This is a genomic window from Methylomonas stagni (assembly GCF_050154735.1).
Taxonomy (GTDB): Bacteria; Pseudomonadota; Gammaproteobacteria; order Methylococcales; family Methylomonadaceae; genus Methylomonas; species Methylomonas koyamae_A.
Genome location: NZ_CP189557.1, coordinates 3,187,207 through 3,205,704, shown reverse-complemented (window position 1 = coordinate 3,205,704; position 18,498 = coordinate 3,187,207). Strand labels below are relative to the sequence as shown.

Annotated in this window: 20 protein-coding genes and 1 pseudogene; 19 read left to right on the top strand and 2 right to left on the bottom strand. The window is 54.2% G+C overall.

Annotated features, from left to right (window positions below; genetic code table 11):
- Window positions 1–72: 72 nt before the first annotated feature.
- From ACP4CD_RS14840 to ACP4CD_RS14825, 4 genes are all read left to right on the top strand, one after another.
- Entirely contained in the window at window positions 73–720 is a 648-nt protein-coding gene (locus ACP4CD_RS14840) for an MlaC/ttg2D family ABC transporter substrate-binding protein (RefSeq protein WP_064029930.1), read from the top strand.
- Between the two features lie 54 nt (window positions 721–774).
- The gene (gene cmoA / locus ACP4CD_RS14835; RefSeq protein WP_426991471.1) at window positions 775–1,506 is read left to right on the top strand and encodes a carboxy-S-adenosyl-L-methionine synthase CmoA; all 732 of its coding nucleotides are present in this window, start codon (window positions 775–777) and stop codon (window positions 1,504–1,506) included.
- On the top strand, window positions 1,506–2,474 hold the full coding sequence (cmoB, locus tag ACP4CD_RS14830) for a tRNA 5-methoxyuridine(34)/uridine 5-oxyacetic acid(34) synthase CmoB (protein WP_426994689.1): 969 nt from the start codon (window positions 1,506–1,508) through the stop codon (window positions 2,472–2,474). Before cmoA ends, cmoB begins: the two co-directional genes overlap by 1 nt.
- 130 nt (window positions 2,475–2,604) lie before the next feature.
- Entirely contained in the window at window positions 2,605–2,961 is a 357-nt protein-coding gene (locus ACP4CD_RS14825; RefSeq protein WP_071156151.1) for a ComEA family DNA-binding protein, read from the top strand.
- Between the two features lie 41 nt (window positions 2,962–3,002).
- On the opposite strand, the gene ACP4CD_RS14820 is transcribed toward ACP4CD_RS14825, so the two are convergent.
- Window positions 3,003–3,344, bottom strand: coding sequence for a phenylpyruvate tautomerase MIF-related protein (locus tag ACP4CD_RS14820; protein ID WP_426991469.1), 342 nt, complete (start codon window positions 3,342–3,344; stop codon window positions 3,003–3,005).
- Window positions 3,345–3,381: 37 nt separating this feature from the next.
- Window positions 3,382–3,891 (bottom strand): RNA 2',3'-cyclic phosphodiesterase, encoded by a 510-nt coding sequence (gene thpR, locus ACP4CD_RS14815; protein ID WP_426991468.1) that lies wholly within the window; start codon window positions 3,889–3,891, stop codon window positions 3,382–3,384.
- Between the two features lie 287 nt (window positions 3,892–4,178).
- Between thpR and hxlA the strand changes: the two genes are divergently transcribed.
- The 15 genes and pseudogenes from hxlA (at window position 4,179) to flhA (ending at window position 18,486) form a co-directional block, all read left to right on the top strand.
- Complete coding sequence (gene hxlA / locus ACP4CD_RS14810) at window positions 4,179–4,826, top strand: 3-hexulose-6-phosphate synthase (RefSeq protein ID WP_064029921.1); 648 nt, start codon at window positions 4,179–4,181, stop codon at window positions 4,824–4,826.
- Between the two features lie 3 nt (window positions 4,827–4,829).
- Window positions 4,830–5,363 (top strand): 6-phospho-3-hexuloisomerase, encoded by a 534-nt coding sequence (gene hxlB / locus ACP4CD_RS14805; RefSeq protein ID WP_071156145.1) that lies wholly within the window; start codon window positions 4,830–4,832, stop codon window positions 5,361–5,363.
- 182 nt (window positions 5,364–5,545) lie between these two features.
- On the top strand, window positions 5,546–7,573 hold the full coding sequence (tkt, locus tag ACP4CD_RS14800; protein WP_426994688.1) for a transketolase: 2,028 nt from the start codon (window positions 5,546–5,548) through the stop codon (window positions 7,571–7,573).
- An 83-nt stretch (window positions 7,574–7,656) separates the two neighbouring features.
- Window positions 7,657–8,334 carry a hypothetical protein gene (locus ACP4CD_RS14795; RefSeq protein ID WP_231883547.1) on the top strand — a complete coding sequence of 226 codons (678 nt, stop codon included), beginning with the start codon at window positions 7,657–7,659 and terminating at the stop codon, window positions 8,332–8,334.
- A gap of 254 nt (window positions 8,335–8,588) precedes the next feature.
- The gene (locus ACP4CD_RS14790; RefSeq protein WP_064025095.1) at window positions 8,589–9,578 is read left to right on the top strand and encodes a transaldolase; all 990 of its coding nucleotides are present in this window, start codon (window positions 8,589–8,591) and stop codon (window positions 9,576–9,578) included.
- Window positions 9,579–9,685: 107 nt separating this feature from the next.
- Window positions 9,686–10,762: a class II fructose-bisphosphate aldolase gene (gene fbaA / locus ACP4CD_RS14785; RefSeq protein WP_064025093.1), complete on the top strand. Its 1,077-nt coding sequence runs from the start codon at window positions 9,686–9,688 to the stop codon at window positions 10,760–10,762.
- 264 nt (window positions 10,763–11,026) lie between these two features.
- Complete coding sequence (locus ACP4CD_RS14780; RefSeq protein ID WP_071154989.1) at window positions 11,027–11,551, top strand: flagellar basal body-associated FliL family protein; 525 nt, start codon at window positions 11,027–11,029, stop codon at window positions 11,549–11,551.
- Window positions 11,552–12,534, top strand: a pseudogene (gene fliM, locus ACP4CD_RS14775) (flagellar motor switch protein FliM).
- Between the two features lie 19 nt (window positions 12,535–12,553).
- Entirely contained in the window at window positions 12,554–13,003 is a 450-nt protein-coding gene (gene fliN / locus ACP4CD_RS14770; protein ID WP_064025086.1) for a flagellar motor switch protein FliN, read from the top strand.
- A 160-nt stretch (window positions 13,004–13,163) separates the two neighbouring features.
- Window positions 13,164–13,439, top strand: coding sequence for a flagellar biosynthetic protein FliO (gene fliO, locus ACP4CD_RS14765; protein ID WP_426991464.1), 276 nt, complete (start codon window positions 13,164–13,166; stop codon window positions 13,437–13,439).
- Between the two features lie 44 nt (window positions 13,440–13,483).
- Window positions 13,484–14,188: a flagellar type III secretion system pore protein FliP gene (gene fliP / locus ACP4CD_RS14760; RefSeq protein WP_426994687.1), complete on the top strand. Its 705-nt coding sequence runs from the start codon at window positions 13,484–13,486 to the stop codon at window positions 14,186–14,188.
- Between the two features lie 13 nt (window positions 14,189–14,201).
- Window positions 14,202–14,471, top strand: a complete 270-nt coding sequence (gene fliQ, locus ACP4CD_RS14755) for a flagellar biosynthesis protein FliQ (protein ID WP_064025080.1) — start codon at window positions 14,202–14,204, stop codon at window positions 14,469–14,471.
- Window positions 14,468–15,244, top strand: a complete 777-nt coding sequence (fliR, locus tag ACP4CD_RS14750; protein ID WP_064025078.1) for a flagellar biosynthetic protein FliR — start codon at window positions 14,468–14,470, stop codon at window positions 15,242–15,244. The genes fliQ and fliR overlap by 4 nt, the downstream gene beginning before the upstream one ends.
- A complete protein-coding gene (gene flhB, locus ACP4CD_RS14745; RefSeq protein WP_281022104.1) occupies window positions 15,244–16,371 on the top strand; it encodes a flagellar biosynthesis protein FlhB in 1,128 nt (375 codons plus the stop codon). The genes fliR and flhB overlap by 1 nt, the downstream gene beginning before the upstream one ends.
- A 9-nt stretch (window positions 16,372–16,380) precedes the next feature.
- Window positions 16,381–18,486, top strand: a complete 2,106-nt coding sequence (gene flhA / locus ACP4CD_RS14740; RefSeq protein ID WP_064025074.1) for a flagellar biosynthesis protein FlhA — start codon at window positions 16,381–16,383, stop codon at window positions 18,484–18,486.
- Window positions 18,487–18,498 lie beyond the last annotated feature (12 nt).

The window sequence follows — 18,498 nt, the reverse complement described above, 5'->3', positions numbered from 1 at the left end:
CTTAATTGTAGCAGTGTATGGTTTGGGAAGGCTGAAATTAGCGCCCTGTATCCTTATTAAGAGATGGTTTATATGTATATCAAACGTTATTTGCAGTTTTTATTGATGGCGATTTGGGCGGCGACGGCGTTGGGCTGGGCTTCCGGCGCGGCGGCGGAAGGCGAGCCGCAGAAGATTATCGAGGACGCCTCGAACAAGCTGAAGCAACGCATGCAGGAGCCTGGGTTTACGCAGGATTTCAAAAAAATCACGGTGTTCGTACACGACGTGATCTACCCGCATGTCGATTTCGACCTAATTTCGACGTTGGTGCTCGGCAAAATGTGGAAAGACGCTACGCCGGCCGAGAAGGACGGTTTTAAGAAGGAGTTCCAAACCCTGTTGATTCGCACCTATTCCAGAGCGTTTGTCGAGTTCAAGGACTGGTCGGTGCGTTTTCTACCGGTTAGCAGCGAAGGCGACGATAAAAAGGTATTGATCAAAACCGAAATCTTGCAACCTGGCTTGCAACCGATCGCGGTCAACTACCGTATGCTGAACGAGAAAGGGGCTTGGAAAGTCTACGACATCCTGATCGAGGGTGTTAGCTTGGTCACCAACTATCGGACCAGCTTTAAAAACGAGGTCGAACGTTCCGGATCGTTGCAGGAAGTGATCAATCAGTTGGCCAAGCGCAATACCGAGGCGCTCAGCAACAACAACGTCCCCAACAATTCTTAAGTATTCGCCAGTCTTGCTTGGCCGCGCTTGTTCAAACCAGCGCGGCCGCTCCTCATGCCAGCTTCGAAAGATTCTTTATACGCCAGTCCGCTAGGCGAAATCGCGGCATTTAGCTTCGACGAGAACGTCGTCAAGGTCTTTCCGGACATGATTCGACGCTCGGTGCCGGGCTACGGCACGATGATTTCCGCAATTGGTTTGTTGGCCGGCCGTTACGCCCGCGAAAACAGTCGATGTTACGACTTGGGGTGTTCGTTAGGTGCGGCGGCATTGGCCATGCGCGCCAACATTGCTGTCCGAAACTGCAAAATCGTCGCGGTCGACTGTTCGGAGGCGATGATCGAGCAATGTCGGCGCGATATTGAGCTTGCCCCGGCGGAGGTCGACATCGAATGGCGTTGCGCCGATATTCGCGATATTGAAATTCGCGATGCATCGGTGGTTGTGCTGAATTTCACGCTGCAATTCATACCTCTCGAAGATCGTGGTCGCTTGATCGCTGGGCTTTACGACGGCCTACTGCCTGGCGGCGTGTTGATCTTGTCCGAGAAGCTGGCGTTCGATGACAAGCGCCAGCAGGATCTGCAAACCGAAATGCATCATCTGTTCAAGAAAGCGCAAGGCTATAGCGAACTGGAGATCAGTCAAAAGCGAACTGCGTTGGAGAACGTCTTGATACCGGAGACTTTCTCCGAGCATCGCGCGCGCCTGGAAGCAGCGGGGTTTTCCAGTGTCGAGGTTTGGTTCCAGTACTTCAATTTCGCGTCAATGATCGCGTTGAAATGATCGATTACCGGCCTTTATTCAACTTGCTTGTCGAGGCGGGAGGTCAGCGCTGGGCGGCATTATTGCCGGGGCAGTTAGCTACGGCATTCGATGAAACCGGGCATGGCGATTTGCGACGCTGGCGGAGCGTGGTCGATGCATTGCCGCCTCTGACACCGAGCGTTTGCGACTTGCTCGATCAAGTACAAATCGGCGGCGACTCGGACATTTCCGAAACGGCACGCTCCGAGTTACGCGAGCGGTTGATGGCCTTGCATCCTTGGCGGAAGGGGCCGTATCGTCTTTTCGGTATCGAGATCGACACCGAATGGCGCTCCGATTGGAAGTGGCGTCGTGTTAAAGATGCCATTGCGCCGTTGCGCAACCGATTGGTGCTGGATGTCGGTTGCGGAAACGGTTACTACGCCTGGCGGATGTGGGGCGCCGGCGCCAGAATGGTGATCGGTATCGATCCGACTCTGTTGAGCGTGATGCAATTTCAGGCGGTTCGTCGTCTGCACGGCGGCGATGCGCCAGTCTTCGTTTTGCCGCTGGGTATAGAGGATGTGCCGGCGGACTTGGGAATTTTCGATACGGTATTTTCGATGGGGGTTTTATATCACCGGCGTTCGCCGATCGATCATTTGCTGGAATTGAAAGGTTGCCTGAGGTCGGGTGGCGAGTTGGTGTTGGAAACCTTGGTGATCGACGGCGGGCCGGACCGCGTACTGTTGCCGGAACGACGTTATGCCAGCATGCGCAATGTTTGGTTTTTGCCGAGTTGTGAAGCAATGTTGGTTTGGTTGCGTCGTTGCGGTTTTCGAGACGTGCGATTAACGAGCGTTGAAAAAACGCGTGTGGAAGAGCAGCGTTCGACAGATTGGATGCGCTTTCAGTCGCTGACGGACTTTTTGGATCCTAACGACTCGGATAAGACTATCGAAGGCCTGCCGGCTCCTGTCAGAGCTGTGTTTGTCGCCACGGCGTAGGGGTTAGTTATTTTCGGAATTTCGTATTGAAAAAATAGGTTTAGCTTCTACAATCGACTAGCTTTTCAAGTCATTCTTAACGGAATGAGCCGATTAAGCCTAATCTCTAACTAAATTACGAGGTCGAATTATGAAAAAGCTATTTCTGGTTCTATTGCTTTGTTCGTTTTGGGTGAATGCTGAACCCATCAATATCAATCAGGCAGACGCGGAAGCAATTTCCACTGCCTTAACCGGAGTCGGCCCGAAAAAAGCCGAGGCCATCGTGCAGTATCGCAAGGAGCATGGTGATTTTAAAAGTTTGAAGGATTTAGAGGCGGTCAAAGGCATTGGCGAAAAAACCGCTATGGCGAACGAGAAAAATATTTTGTTTGGCGATGGTGTGCCAGTTCCATCTGATACTAAAACGGAAAAAACGGAAAAAGCCGGTAAGGCAGCAAGCGCCGAGAAGCCGGACAAGGGTAAATCCGAAGTTAAGCCTAAATAACGCGACTGAACCGGCGCGCTTGCGCGCCGGATTTTGCGCTGTCAGCCGAACGTCGAGCTGTTCCAGCCCCAAAACTCAGCCGGACAATTACTGAACTCAATGTAAATTCGGTCGCCAGCGATGCCGAGTTCCTCGGACAATATTTGGCAGAGGGACGCTGAAAGCTTTGTGGCTTGGCTGGCGCTGAGCCCTATGCTTTTGCACTCCAAATAAGCTAAAGGAGAATCGCTGCCGGCAAACAGCATGAAGTGATTTCCGGAAATGTCGATCATGACATAGCGTTCCGGTTTTCCGGTCTCCTGGGCTAGCAAGCGCGAGAAGGCTTTCAGCAGGTTAGGAGATTGTTCGGCGGTAATAGGGATGTTAGTGCGCAGTTTCAGCATGGGCATGGTCGGTTCTCCTCAGATTTGTATCGGCTGCTTATGACAATGATGGCCACTCCTCAAGAACCCGATATTGGCGGCGTCCGGAGTTTGATACCGACTCGGCCAGGCAAAAGCCGGTGGCGCGCCAAGTTATCGGTTCGAATTCGGTATCGAGTGGGCGTTTGATTTTACGACATAGCGTGATGTGTGGAGTGAAGGGGCGGTTGTCGATTGGTATGTCCAGCCCCTTGCTGATTCTGGTCAATTGTTCGGAAAGTTCGCTCACGGCAGTTAATCCGTCGGTGGACGTCAGGCAAAGTATGCTGGGTTTTTGCCAAAAATCGAGCCGGTCGAACGTCAGTTCGGCGCCGTGAAATTTGAGGGTGTTGGCTCGTCTGCGCAGTTCCCGTTCTTGTTTGCGATTTACAGTGCCTAAAAACACCAACGTAACGTGCAAGTTGGAGATAGCCAGAGGAGTTATTGGGCGATCAAGGTGTTGAATTAGCTGCTGGAGTTTGGCTAGGGCGTCAAGTGGTGGCCAGAGCGCGAAAAATAAGCGTTTCATAGACAGTGCTAGGGTGAGCGAGTTGGTGTTTTAGAGTCAACTATCGTCCTGAAAAGGCGATTTCCCATCGGGAAATTTCGCGGTTTGCGATGTTGGGTTTTTCGGTCGATAAAATCTTGGTCCGAGTGCCCTGAAGCTTTGTATTTGGCGGCAGTCAAGCATTGACAGCCGTGCTATTTCTATCTTACAGTTACAGATGCATCACACGTACGTGACTAGCCTAGCGGGTTGTGGCAATTTGCGAGAATCAGCTATCAATAAAATTAAAACTTTTCGGAGCACATCACATGGCAAGACCATTAATTCAAATGGCGTTGGACTCACTGGATTTCAACCAAACCGTCGCGCTGGCCGACCAAGTAGCCCCTTACGTCGACATTTTCGAAATTGGCACCCCTTGCATCAAATACAACGGTGTCAATTTGGTCAAAGAACTGAGACAACGTTACCCCGATAAATTGTTGTTGGTTGACCTGAAAACCATGGATGCCGGCGAATACGAAGCTGGTGCTTTCTACGCTGCCGGCGCGGACATCTGCACCGTATTGGGCGTTTCCGGTCTGGCTACTATTGGCGGCGTGATCAAGGCGGCTAAAAAATATGCGGCCGAAGTGCAAGTCGACTTGATTAACGTGCCTAACAAAGGCGAGTGCGCTCGCGAATCCGCGAAGCTGGGCGCCCAAATCATGGGTGTACACACCGGTCTGGACGCACAAGCGGCCGGTCAAACGCCTTTCACCGACTTGGCCGAAGTCGCCAACCTGGGCTTGAACGTTCGCGTTTCCGTTGCCGGCGGTATCAAACCAGCCACTATCGATCAAACCGTTAAAGCTGGAGCCAACATTATCGTGGTCGGCGCGGCTATCTACGGCGCTCCGTCACCTGCCGAAGCGGCTCGTGAAATCCGTGAATTGGTCGACGTGGCGGCGGTGTAAGTCATGCATCAAGAGTTAGTCTTAAGCAAAATTTCCAGCATTCTGGAAGCGACACCCGATTCGCACGACAAAACTTTGGTCGACATGTTGGACCAGGCCAAGCGCGTGTTCATTTCTGGTGCTGGTCGCTCCAAATTGGTCGGTAATTTTTTCGCGATGCGGCTGATGCATGGTGGCTATGATGTCAGCGTTGTCGGTGAAATCGTCACGCCTAGTATTAAAGCCGGCGACTTGTTGATCATTATTTCCGGCTCCGGAGAAACTGAGCAGCTGGTGGCCTTCACCAAGAAAGCTAAAGAAGTGGGTGCGAAAATCGCGCTGATTTCGGCCAAAGACGATTCGACTATCGGCGATTTGGCCGACGTTACGTTGCAAATCGGTCGTGCCGAACAATACGGTAAAGTCAGAGGCATGCCTATGGGTACCGTATTTGAATTGTCTACTCTGCTTTTCCTCGAGGCTACGATTTCCCATGTCATTCATGAGAAGGGTATCCCGGAAGAAGAAATGAGATCGAGACACGCCAACTTGGAATAAGGACGGCGTCAAAGCCGCGGGCGTCACTTGTCGGTCGCGGCTTTGGACATTTACAAGGTATCAAGGTGATGCCAATTCCGGCAGTCTGTTAAACAGTAGCGTCGTGTTGGTTTTCCTTGCAATTACCAAGCCCCAGCCAGAGCGATGTTCTAGTTTACGGGCATCGTACCTAAAATAACAAAATAAAGGAGACCAACATGCCTTCGCGCCGAGACTTAGCGAACGCCATACGCGCACTCAGCATGGACGCCGTCCAAAAAGCCAACTCCGGCCACCCTGGTGCGCCGATGGGCATGGCCGACATCGCTGAAGTATTGTGGAACGATTTTCTGAGCCACAACCCCACCAACCCCAAATGGCCGAATCGCGACCGCTTTGTCCTGTCCAACGGTCACGGCTCCATGCTGATTTACTCGCTGTTGCACCTGAGCGGCTATAACCTGCCGATCGACCAGTTGAAACAGTTCCGGCAACTGCACTCCAAAACGCCAGGTCACCCGGAATACGGCTACACCGACGGCGTCGAAACCACCACCGGCCCGCTCGGCCAAGGCATCACCAATGCCGTCGGTTTCGCCATCGCCGAACGCGCACTGGCCGGTCAATTCAACCGTCCCGGTCACGACATCGTCGACCACCACACCTACGTGTTCCTGGGCGACGGCTGCTTGATGGAAGGCATTTCCCACGAAGCCTGCTCGCTGGCCGGCTCCATGGGCCTGGGTAAACTGATCGCCATCTACGACGACAACAACATCTCCATCGACGGCGAAGTGCGCGGCCACGGCGACGTCCACGGCTGGTTCCTGGACGATACCCCGAAACGCTTCGAAGCCTACGGCTGGCACGTCATCCCCAAAGTCGACGGCCACGACCCCGACGCCGTGAAAAAAGCCATCGAAGCGGCTAAAGCCGTCACCGACAAGCCATCGATCATCTGCTGCCAAACCATCATCGGTTTCGGCTCGCCGAACAAACAAGGCAAGGAAGAATGCCACGGTGCGGCTTTAGGTGAAGCCGAAGTCGCCGCCACCCGCGAACAACTCGGCTGGCCGCACGCCCCGTTCGAAATCCCCGCCGACATCTACGCCGGATGGGATGCGAAAGCCAAGGGCGCCGAACGCGAAGCCGCCTGGAATGCCCAATTCGCCGCCTACCAAGCCGCGCATCCGGCCCTGGCCGCCGAATTCGAACGCCGCGTCGTCAAAGGCCAACTGCCCGGCGACTGGAGCGAAAAAGCCAACGCCTTCATCGCCGACGTCAACGCCAAAGCCGAAACCATCGCCAGCCGCAAAGCCTCGCAAAACACCCTGAACGGCTTCGGCCCACTGTTGCCCGAACTCTTGGGCGGCTCCGCCGACCTGGCCGGTTCCAACCTGACCCTGTGGAAAGGCTGCAAAGACATCAACGCTGCGGGCCACGACGGCAACTACGCCTACTACGGCGTCCGCGAATTCGGCATGAGCGCCATCATGAACGGCATCGCCCTGCACGGCGGCTTCAAGCCCTACGGCGCCACCTTCCTGATGTTCAGCGAATACGCCCGCAACGCGTTGCGGATGGCCGCACTGATGAAAGCGCCGACCATCTTCGTCTACACCCACGACTCCATCGGTCTGGGCGAAGACGGCCCGACCCACCAACCGATCGAACAAACCGCCACGTTGCGCATGATCCCCAACATGCAAGTCTGGCGTCCGTGCGACGCGGTGGAATCGGCGGTCAGCTGGAAAGCCGCGATCGAACGCACCGACGGCCCGAGCACCCTGATCTTCTCCCGGCAAAACCTGCCGCACATGCCGCGCAGCCAAGCCCAGATCGACGCGATCGCCAAAGGCGGCTACATCCTGAGCGGCGAAGGCAATCCGGACGCCATCATCATCGCCACCGGCTCCGAAGTCGAACTGGCGGCGAAAGCGGCCGAGGCGCTGACAGCCAAAGGCAAAAACATCCGCGTGGTGTCCATGCCGTCGACCAACGTGTTCGAAGCGCAAGATCAGGCGTACAAAGACAGCGTACTGCCGCCGAGCGTGACCGCGCGCGTGGTAGTCGAAGCCGGCGTGACCGACAGCTGGTGGAAATACGCGGGCAGCCAAGGCCGAGTGGTTGGCCTGGACCGCTTCGGCGAATCGGCCCCGGCCGGCCAACTCTTCAAAGAGTTCGGCTTTACCGTGGATAATGTCGTCGCTAATGTGGAAGCCGTACTTTAATTTTTATAAACAGTAGCAGGGGTTTAAATTGTTGGTTCGTCAATGATTTAAACCCTGTGTTTCTAACAGCATAGGTGAAAGACGTGAAAACAAGTGAATTGACGAAAGGTGTGATGGCAGCCCTGCTGCTGAGCAGCTCCATGGTCGTGGCTCAGGATTATCCCGCCGCCGACTATCAGCCTAAGGTACTATACAGCAACCCGGACTACGCCAACAGTAGCTCGGCTAGCAATGTTGCCGCGCCGGCTGCTAAAGTGGTGGAAACTGTGGAGGCGGATCCTAATTATCCCGCTACCAATTTCCAGCCGAAAGTGTTGTATTCCGATTCGGCTTACAAGCATGACAAAACGGCTCCTTCGATAGGAGGAGCCGCGACAAGTGTTAGCAGTGCGAGTTCGGATGCTGTGGTCGAATCGGCCAGTGCCGAACCAGCCAAGGAATCGTCTAACAACGCCTTGTTGGGCTTGGTTGGGTTGGCTGCGGTTGGTTTTTTCTTGTACAGCAGGAAGTCAGGGTCCTCTTCGTCCGGAGCCGGTTCTTCATCCGATAGTTCGGCTACCTCCGGTGAGGCCACCGGTGTTGAAAAATACATCGATCGCCTGGGTATGAATAAAACCGGGGTTGCTAAATACTTGGAAAAACAAGGTTCCAACCAAACTACCGGTGTGGCCAGATACATGGCTAAGCAAATCGTGAAAGACCGGGAAGCGGCGGCAGCCAAAGCTACCGGCGTGGAAAAATATCTGCGCGACCGCGGCTAATATAATCTGCGATAGCCGATAGATGTTGGCGAGTTAGTTTTCGCGCCCGCGAAATCGATCGTCGGCTTTCTCCGAGTCGCCACTTCTCAAGGATGGACGCAAGCTATTTGCGTTGAACCTTGTGGAGTGGCGATTTGGTCTTTACCGGTCTTATTAATCAACCATCCTTTCGCGAGTTCGATGCGCCCGCTTTTCCGAGCTTGGGGCTTTCCGATAGCGAAAGACGAGTTTCATTTCAATCTGAGGATATTTTCATGGCAAAAAATTTATTGGAACAATTGCGCGAAATGACCGTCGTGGTCGCGGATACCGGCGACATTCAAGCGATCGAAACCTTCAAACCGCGCGACGCGACTACCAACCCGTCGTTGATTACCGCCGCCGCGCAAATGCCGCAATACCAAGGCATCGTTGACGATACGCTGAAGGGTGCTCGCGTAACCTTGGGTGCCGGCGCGTCTGCTGCTGAAGTAGCTTCACTGGCCTTCGATCGCTTGGCGGTTTCGTTCGGTTTGAAAATTCTGGAAATCATCGAGGGCCGCGTTTCAACCGAAGTGGACGCTCGCTTGTCCTACGATGTCGAAGGAACGATTGCCAAAGGCCGTGACATCATCGCTCAGTACAAAGCCGCCGGCATCGACACCGAAAAACGCATTTTGATCAAGATCGCCGCGACTTGGGAAGGTATTCAAGCTGCCGCCGTACTGGAAAAAGAAAACATTCATACCAATCTGACACTGTTGTTCGGCATCCACCAAGCAATTGCGTGCGCCGAAAATGGTATCCAACTGATCTCGCCATTCGTTGGCCGTATCCTGGATTGGTACAAAAAAGATACTGGCCGTGACTCGTACGCACCTTCCGAAGACCCTGGTGTATTGTCGGTCACCGAAATCTATAACTACTACAAAAAATTTGGTTATAAGACCGAAGTTATGGGCGCCAGCTTCCGTAACATTGGCGAAATCACCGAATTGGCGGGCTGCGATTTGTTGACGATTGCCCCTTCTCTGTTGGCCGAATTGCAATCAGTTGAAGGCGAATTACCACGTAAACTGGACGCAGCTAAAGCGGCGAGCGCGAATATCGAAAAGATTAGCGTGGACAAAGCGACTTTCGAACGTATGCATGAAGAAAACCGCATGGCGAACGATAAACTGAAGGAAGGTATTGACGGTTTTGCCAAGGCTCTGGAAGCTTTGGAGAAACTGCTGGCCGATCGTTTGGCCGTGCTGGAAGCTTAATTCCAGACATCGGATTTGCGCGTCGTAATTTGCGCGCGATCTTTTTCCGATACGAAAGGCCGCCGAATCGAGTAAGCGGCCTTTGTTCATTAATATAGGTAAGTTAAATGGCAAAAATTTTTGATGTAGTAAAACCCGGTGTCGTAACCGGAGAAGATGTGCAAAAAGTCTTCGCGATTTGCAAGGAAAACAAATTTGCGTTGCCAGCGGTCAATGTTATTAGTACGGATACCATCAACTCTGTGCTGGAAGCCGCCGCGAAAGCCAAGTCTCCGGTTATTGTGCAATTTTCTAATGGCGGAGCCGCGTTTGTTGCCGGTAAAGGCCTGAAGTTGGAAGGCCAAGGTTGCTCCATCGCCGGCGCTATTTCCGGTGCGCGCCACGTTCACGCGATGGCCGAGTTGTACGGCGTACCCGTCATCCTGCACACCGACCACGCGGCGAAAAAACTGCTGCCTTGGGTTGACGGCATGCTGGACGAGGGCGAGAAACATTTTGCGGCAACCGGTAAACCGTTGTTTAGCTCGCATATGCTGGATCTTTCAGAAGAGAGTTTGGCGGAAAACATCGAGATCTGCGGCAAATACTTGGAGCGGATGTCTAAAATGGGCATGACGCTGGAGATCGAACTGGGCTGCACCGGCGGCGAGGAAGACGGGGTTGACAATTCCGGAATGGACCACTCCGCGCTGTATACCCAACCGGAAGACGTGGCTTATGCTTACGAGCATTTGAGCAAAATCAGCCACCGTTTCACGATTGCCGCATCATTCGGGAACGTGCACGGCGTCTACTCGCCAGGTAACGTTAAACTGACCCCGAAAATTTTGGACAACTCGCAAAAATATGTGTCCGAAAAATTCGGTTTGCCGAACAACGCACTGACCTTCGTTTTCCACGGCGGATCGGGTTCTTCTCCGGAAGAAATTAAAGAATCCATCAGCTACGGCGTCGTCAAAATGAACATCGACACCGATACCCAATGGGCGTCTTGGGAAGGGGTGATGAATTATTACAAGAAAAACGAAGGCTATTTGCAAGGCCAAATCGGTAATCCGGAAGGCGCTGACAAACCGAACAAAAAATACTATGATCCGCGTGTGTGGCAACGTGCAGGCCAAGAAGGCATGGTGACCCGTTTGTTGCAAGCATTCCGCGAATTGAACGCGGTCGACTCGTTGTAATCCGTTCGTCCGGCTGCAAAGGTACTCGCGACCTTTGCAGTCTCGTCGCTTCACCTCCGTCAACTAATTGACGGCAAATCCCCGCAAAATCTATTTACGGCCATTCTTTAGGCTCGGCTGACGACATCCGCAGGCTATACTATCTTTTCGCGAACCCGGTGTTTCTTATATTATCCGGTGCCTCGACAGCGGTCCGGCGAGCTACGTTAGGACTTGAAGCAGTTCTTGGCACGACCGGTGCTTATTCAATTCAACAGGTGGAATATGGCAGAAGAGCAAGGTAAATCGGAAGGAAAAAAGTCGCCTTTAAAGTTGATTTTAATCATCGTGGTAGTGTTGTTGGCGATGGTGGCTGGCGCTGCCGGTGGCTATTTTTACATGGCGAAAAAAGCAGAATCCGAGCACGGTAAACCGGATAACGAAGTAAAGCACGAAGAGGAAAAACACGACGAGGAACACGCCGAAGCGGTTCCGGAGGTTTATTATGAATTACCCAGCCCCCTGTTGGTCAATTTCCCGGCGGGGGCTAGCGCTAAGGTCATCAAGATTTCCTTGACGATTTTGACCAAGGGCGAGGCTAGTATCGAAGCGATGAAAAAGCACGAGCCGATGATACGCAACAATTTGTTGATGGCGATCAGCACGATTGGCGCCGATAAGGCCAAAACCACCGAGGGTAAGCAGGAGTTGCGGGCGATGATGCTGGCGGAAATCGGCAAGGTATTGGAAAAAATGGCCGGCAAGAATACGGTCAAAGATGTCTATTTCACTGAATTTGTAATGCAATAAATGTCTACCGCCGATCTGTTATCGCAAGACGAAATCGATGCGCTGTTGCACGGCGTCGACGATGGCGACGTTGAAACCGGGCCCGATGACGACGACTTAAGCCGAGGTGCGGCCAGACCTTACGACTTTAACAGTCAGGAACGCATCGTTCGGGGGCGGATGCCGACCCTGGAAATGGTTAATGAGCGTTTCGCGCGGCATTTTAGGATTGCATTGTTTAATTTCTTACGGCGGGCTGCGGAAATTTCGGTATCGGGCATTCAAGTACAAAAGTTTTCGGAGTTTATCCAGGGCTTGTTCGTACCGACCAATCTGAATGTTATCCGCATGTCGCCATTGCGGGGCCGAGCCTTGATTGTCATGGAGCCGAGGTTGGTATTTACCGCGGTGGACAACTTCTTTGGGGGGGCGGGCAGTTTTACAACAAGGTTGAAGGCCGCGAGTTTACCCCGACCGAAATGCGGATTATTCGTCTGATCATCGATATGATCTTCAAGGATCTGGCTGAGGCCTGGAGACCGGTGATGGACATCGATTTCGAATACATCAATTCAGAGGTCAACCCGCAGTTCGCCAACATTGTCAGTCCTTCGGAAATCGTTGTGATTTCGACGATACACGTTGAACTGGAAGGCGGCGGAGGGGATATTAATATCGCGATGCCGTATTCGATGATAGAGCCTATCCGCGAATTGTTGGATGCGGTGACCAGTGATCGCGGCGAAGTGGACGGTCGTTGGCAAGAGTCTTTGCGTATCGAGGTGATGCGTAGCGAAGTGACCTTGAACAGCAATCTGATCGAAAAGGAAATGTTGATCAGCGATGTGATCGAATTAAAGAAGGGCGACGTGATACCGATCGATATGCCCGAAACCGTGGTCCTAGAAGTGGAGAGGGTGCCGGTTTTTCGCGGAAAGTTGGGTTTGTCCGATGGCAATTACGCGATCGAAATTACCGAAAAAATGAATTTAGACAACATTTAAACGATTGTAGGTTGTGGTCATGAGCGAAAACGACGAATTGGGCGACGACTGGGCGGCCGCGCTGAACGAGCAATCGGAAGCAGAGGCCGAAGCCGACTGGGGCGATGCGCTCAAGGAGCAAGCTGCCTCGGGGGCCGGAGGGTATACGGCTGCGGAGTTCCCGGAATTAGACGGAAAAGCCGGCCCGAAGGACGGCGCGCGCGGGGATGAAGTTAAACTGGATGTGATTCTGGATGTGCCGGTTACGGTTTCGTTGGAGATTGGCCGGACCAAGATCAACATCCGCAATTTGTTACAGCTTAACCAGGGGTCCGTGGTCGAACTGGACCGTTTCGCCGGCGAGCCGATGGACGTTTTGGTCAACGGAACCTTGGTCGCTCACGGCGAAGTAGTAGTGGTTAACGATAAGTTCGGTATACGTCTGACCGATATTATCAGTCCGTCCGAACGAGTTAGAAAGCTAGGCTGAGTGCCGTGCGGATTGCTTGCATGATCGGGTTGACGCTATCGGCGGGAGCGGCCGGCGCCGACGACGCCGCATCGCTGGCCCGAGCCGGCGGGCGCGTGGTTTCCCCGGCCGATGTCGGGCAGTGGTTGTTGGCATTATTGATTGTATTGGCGGTATTTTTTTGGCGGCTTGGCTGTTGCGCAAGACCGGCGGTTTCGGAATATCCGCGAAGGGGCCGTTGGCTGTAGTCGCCGGCTTGCCGCTAGGTGTGCGCGAAAAGTTGGTGTTGGTCAGGGTCGGCGAAAAACAACTATTGTTGGGCGTCAGTAACGGCCGCATCGACAAATTATTGGAACTGGAAGGCGATCAGCGCTTGTTTCTGGGGGGCGCCGATACGGCAGATACCTCGCCCTTCGCGAAGAAATTGCTGGAAGTGCTACAAGGTAGGGTGGGCTGATGCGGTGGCGGCTGTGGGTCGGGCTGGTTGGCGCTGCCTTGCTGATGCTGGGGCCGGTCGCCGCGGACGCGGCGGGTATCGACGCGGTGACGGTGACGACCAATCCCAAGGGCGGCGAAACCTATTCGGTGACGATCCAAATCCTGGCGCTGATGACGATGCTGACCGTGTTGCCGGCATTGTTGCTGTCGATGACGGCATTTACCCGGATCATGATCGTGCTCGGTCTGTTAAGGCAAGCCATCGGCGCCGCCCAGGCGCCGAGCAATCAAGTGTTGCTGGGGCTGTCATTGTTTCTGACGATATTCATCATGATGCCGGTGTTCGAAAAGGTTAACGAAACCGCGGTACAGCCCTACCTGGAAGAAAAAATCGATACGCTGACCGCGTTGCAAAAAGCCTCCGAACCGTTCAAGCAGTTCATGCTCAAGCAGACGCGCGAGGCCGATCTGGACACCTTCGTGCGGATTTCCGGCCGGCAACAGATCGATAAGCCCGAGGATGTGCCGTTTTCGTTGCTGGTGCCGGCTTACCTGACCAGCGAGTTGAAGACCGCATTTCAAATCGGTTTCCTGATCTTTCTACCGTTTCTGGTGATCGATTTGGTGGTTGCCAGCGTGCTAATGTCGATGGGGATGATGATGCTGTCGCCGATGATCGTGGCTTTGCCGTTCAAGATCATGTTGTTCGTGTTGGCGGACGGTTGGACGATGGTGTTGGAAATGCTGGCTGCCAGTTTTTACGTTTAATGCGGGGGCGGCAATGACTAACGAGACTATTTCAATCATTGCCCAGGAAACCGTCTGGGTTTCTTTAAAATTGATGGGGCCGGTGTTGCTGACGTCGTTGTGCGTCGGCTTGTTGATTTCGATGTTTCAGGCCGCGACGTCGATACAGGAGCAAACCCTGACTTTTATCCCTAAATTGGCCTCCATCATTGTTGTGTTGATGATCGCCGGCCCCGGCATGTTGCAGACCCTGATCGATTACTTTCAGGATTTGATGCGAGACATTCCAACGCTGATAGGATGAATGTTCGCGAAGACGAATTGCTGGCTTATTTGACGACCTTTATTTGGCCGTTTTTTCGGATCAGTTCGATGTTCGTGACGATACCGGTATTCAGCGTTCGCGCCTTGCCGGCCAGAATTCGTGTGCTGGCCAGCTTATTGATTACCTTCACTTTATTACCGGCGTTGCCGGCGATGCCCGATGTCGAACTGTTCGGGTACGATGGCTTGGTCGTCGCGGTGCAACAGGTGGCATTAGGTATGACGACCGGTTTCATTCTGCAAATGGTCTTCTCGGTGATGTTGTTTGCCGGGCAAACCATCGCCTACAGCATGGGCTTGGGCTTTGCGTCGATGGTTGACCCTGCCACCGGTGTGCAAGTACCGGTTATCGCGCAGCTGTTTGTCATTGCCGGCAGCTTCAGTTTTTTGGCGGTGGACGGGCATTTATTGTTGATCGAGATGCTGGCGCGTAGCTTCCATGCCCTGCCGGTTTCGACCGAGGGCTTACGTAAGGAAGATCTGTGGTTGATCGTGATGTGGAGCGGTCAAATCTTTGCCGAGGGCTTGTTGTTGGCACTGCCGGTGATGGCCGCGTTGCTGTTCGTCAATATTAGCTTCGGCGTTGCCTCCAAGGCGGCTCCGCAATTGCAAGTGTTCGGCGTGGGTTTTCCAATCACGATATTGTTGGGCATGATCCTGGTCTGGATCGGTTTGCCGGTGTTGCTGGAAGGCTTTGGCGAAAGTTTGCGGGACGGCTTTGCTCTGGTCGGGCAAATCTTGAGGCTGGGCTGATGGCTGAAGATTCCGGCCAAGACAAAACCGAAGACCCTACCGGCAAGCGGCTCTCCGAGTCGCGTAAAAAAGGCCAGCTACCGCGGTCCAAGGAGCTTAACACCTTTGTCACGTTAATCGTGGCATCGGCGCTGTTCGTTTACATCGGCCGACATATGGCGGAGGGCCTGTTGGCGATGATGAAGCAACAATTCCGACTTAGCCGCGATCAGGTGTTCGATCCGGCAACACCGGTCGCCCACCTTAAGCTGGCCTTGGTCGACGGCTTCACGGTCGTGGCTCCGTTTATGCTGATTCTTCTGGTCGCCGATTTTTTGGCATCGCTACTCCTCGGCGGCTGGAATTTCGCCAGCGAAGCCTATCACCCCAAGTTTTCCAAGTTGAATCCGCTCGCCGGCATGAAACGTTTGGTCGGCATTCAGGGCGTTGTCGAATTGATCAAAGCCGTCATTAAAACGCTGCTGGTGGCGATCGTGGCGTGGAATTTATTCAAACTGCATTTCGACGACTTCATGGGTATTAGCCGGATACCGGTCGATCAAGCCATCTACCGGGTCGGCGATATTATCGTGGTCGGCTTGTTGATCATGAGCTCGACGCTAGCCTTGGTGGTGATGCTGGACGTGCCTTACCAGCTGTGGAACAACCAGCGCCATTTGAAAATGACTAAGCAGGAAGTGCGCGAGGAAGCCAAGGATCAGGAGGGCAGTCCAGAGGTTAAGGGCAAGATCCGGCGCATGCAAATGGAAGCGGCGCGGCGGCGCATGATGGACGCGGTGCCTAGCGCCGACGTCATCGTCACCAATCCGACGCATTTCGCGGTGGCGCTGAAATACGATCCCAGCGGGGCCGGCGCGCCGATTTTGGTCGCAAAAGGGACGGACTTGATTGCCAGCCAAATCCGCGAATTGGCGCTGGCGGCCAAAGTGCCGCTGGTGGCAGCCCCCGCGCTCGCGCGCGCCTTGTACTACTCTACCGAACTGAACCAAGAGGTGCCGCGCGGCCTGTTTTTGGCGGTCGCGCAAGTGCTGGCCTACGTGTTTCAATTGCGGGCCTCCACTCAACAAGGCTGGGGACGGCCGACGCCGCCGACCGACGTATATGTCCCAGACGATTTCAAGCAATAACCGATTCCGATGGATTTCAGCAAAATTCTTGCTACGCTAAAGTCGCTGACCGGCCTGGGGCTGGGCGCGCCGCTATTGATTGTCATGTTGTTGGCGCTGCTGATATTGCCGCTGCCGCCGTTTTTGCTGGATCTGTTCTTTACCTTTAACATCGCCTTTTCGCTGATTATCCTGCTGGTTGTCATTTATACGCTGAAACCGCTGGAATTCGCGTCGTTTCCGACCGTGATTCTGATCGCCACTTTGTTACGGCTGGCCTTGAACGTCGCATCGACTCGTGTGGTGTTGATCCGCGGTCACGAGGGTGGCGATGCGGCGGGCAAGGTCATCGAAGCCTTCGGCTCGTTCGTGATCGGCGGCAATTTCGCGGTCGGTATCGTCGTGTTCGTGATTTTGGTCGTCATCAATTTTGTCGTCGTGACCAAGGGCGCCGGCCGGGTCGCCGAGGTGAGCGCCCGCTTTACGTTGGATGCGATGCCCGGCAAACAAATGGCGATCGACGCCGATTTGAATTCGGGTTTGATCAATCAGGACGAGGCTCGCGCTCGCCGTGAGGAAGTCGCCGCCGAGGCGGATTTTTACGGGTCGATGGACGGTGCCAGCAAGTTCGTACGCGGCGACGCGGTCGCGGGCATCATCATCTTGTTCGTCAACATGATCGGCGGTTTGGCGATCGGCGTCGGCCAGCACGACATGAGCTTCGCCAACGCGGCCAATGTTTACGTGTTGCTGACGATAGGCGACGGTTTGGTGGCGCAGATTCCGTCGTTGCTGTTGTCGGTGGCCTCGGCGATGGTAGTGACGCGGGTGCGCGGCTCCAAACAGGACATAGGCAAGCAGGTCACCTCGCAGTTGTTCGAGGACCCGCGTACCTTGCTGGTGACGGCGGCGGTGATGGGTTTGTTGGGCATTATCCCCGGCATGCCCAATCTGGTGTTCATACTGCTGGCCTTGTCCCTGGTGGGAGCCGCTTATTTGATCGATCGGCGCCGCAAGCTCGAGGAAGAAAAAGCGCTGGAAATGGAGCGGATGGTCTCGCCGCAGCAATTGGCCAAAACCGAAATCAAGGAGTTGGGTTGGGATGATGTGATGCCGGTCGATGCGATCGGCCTGGAAGTCGGTTATCGGTTGATTCCGTTGGTGGATCGCAACCAAGGCGGTCAATTGATGATGCGCATCAAGGGCGTGCGCAAGAAGCTGTCTCAGGAGCTGGGCTTTTTGATTCCGTCGGTGCATATTCGCGACAACTTGGATTTGTCGCCGACCGAATACCGGATTTCGTTGATGGGGGTGACGGTCGGCGAAGCCAGCATCATGCCGGAGAAAGAAATGGCGATCAATCCAGGGCGGGTGTTTGGCACGGTGCAAGGCACGGCCTGCAAGGACCCGGCGTTCGGTTTGGATGCTGTCTGGATCGACGCCGGCCAAAAGGATCAGGCGCAAACGCTGGGATACACTGTCGTCGATCCCAGCACCGTGGTCGCGACCCATTTAAGCCATATTCTGCAAAGCAACGCGCACGAACTGTTCGGGTACGAAGAAGCGCAGCAACTGCTCGACAATCTAAGCAAGTTGGCGCCGAAACTGGTCGAGGATTTGGTGCCTAAGACCCTGCCACTGGGAATCCTGGTTAAAGTGCTGCAAAACCTGCTGCAAGAGCGGGTGTCGATCCGGGATATGCGGACGATCGCCGAAACTTTGGCGGAGTACGGGGTCAAGAGTCAAGATCCGGACATCTTGACCTCCGCGGTTCGGGTGGCCTTGGGCCGATCTATTGTCCATGAAATCAATGGTGCGCAGGCCGAGATCCCGGTGATTACTCTCGATCCTGGCTTGGAACAGATATTGCATAAGTCATTGCAGACGGCGGGCGATGGCGGCGCGGGTTTGGAACCGGGCTTGGCCGAGCAGATGCACAGGTCGTTGGAGGAAAGTGCCCAGCACATGGAATTGGAAGGCCAAGTGCCGATATTGCTGGTGTCCTCCTTCATCAGGCCTTGGCTGGCGCGCTTCGTCCGTCATTCGATATCCGGCTTACATGTGCTGGCCTATAATGAAATTCCTCAAGATCGGCAGATCAGAGTGGTTTCCACGGTTGGGCAGCGTGCAAAATGAATTGAGGTTGCG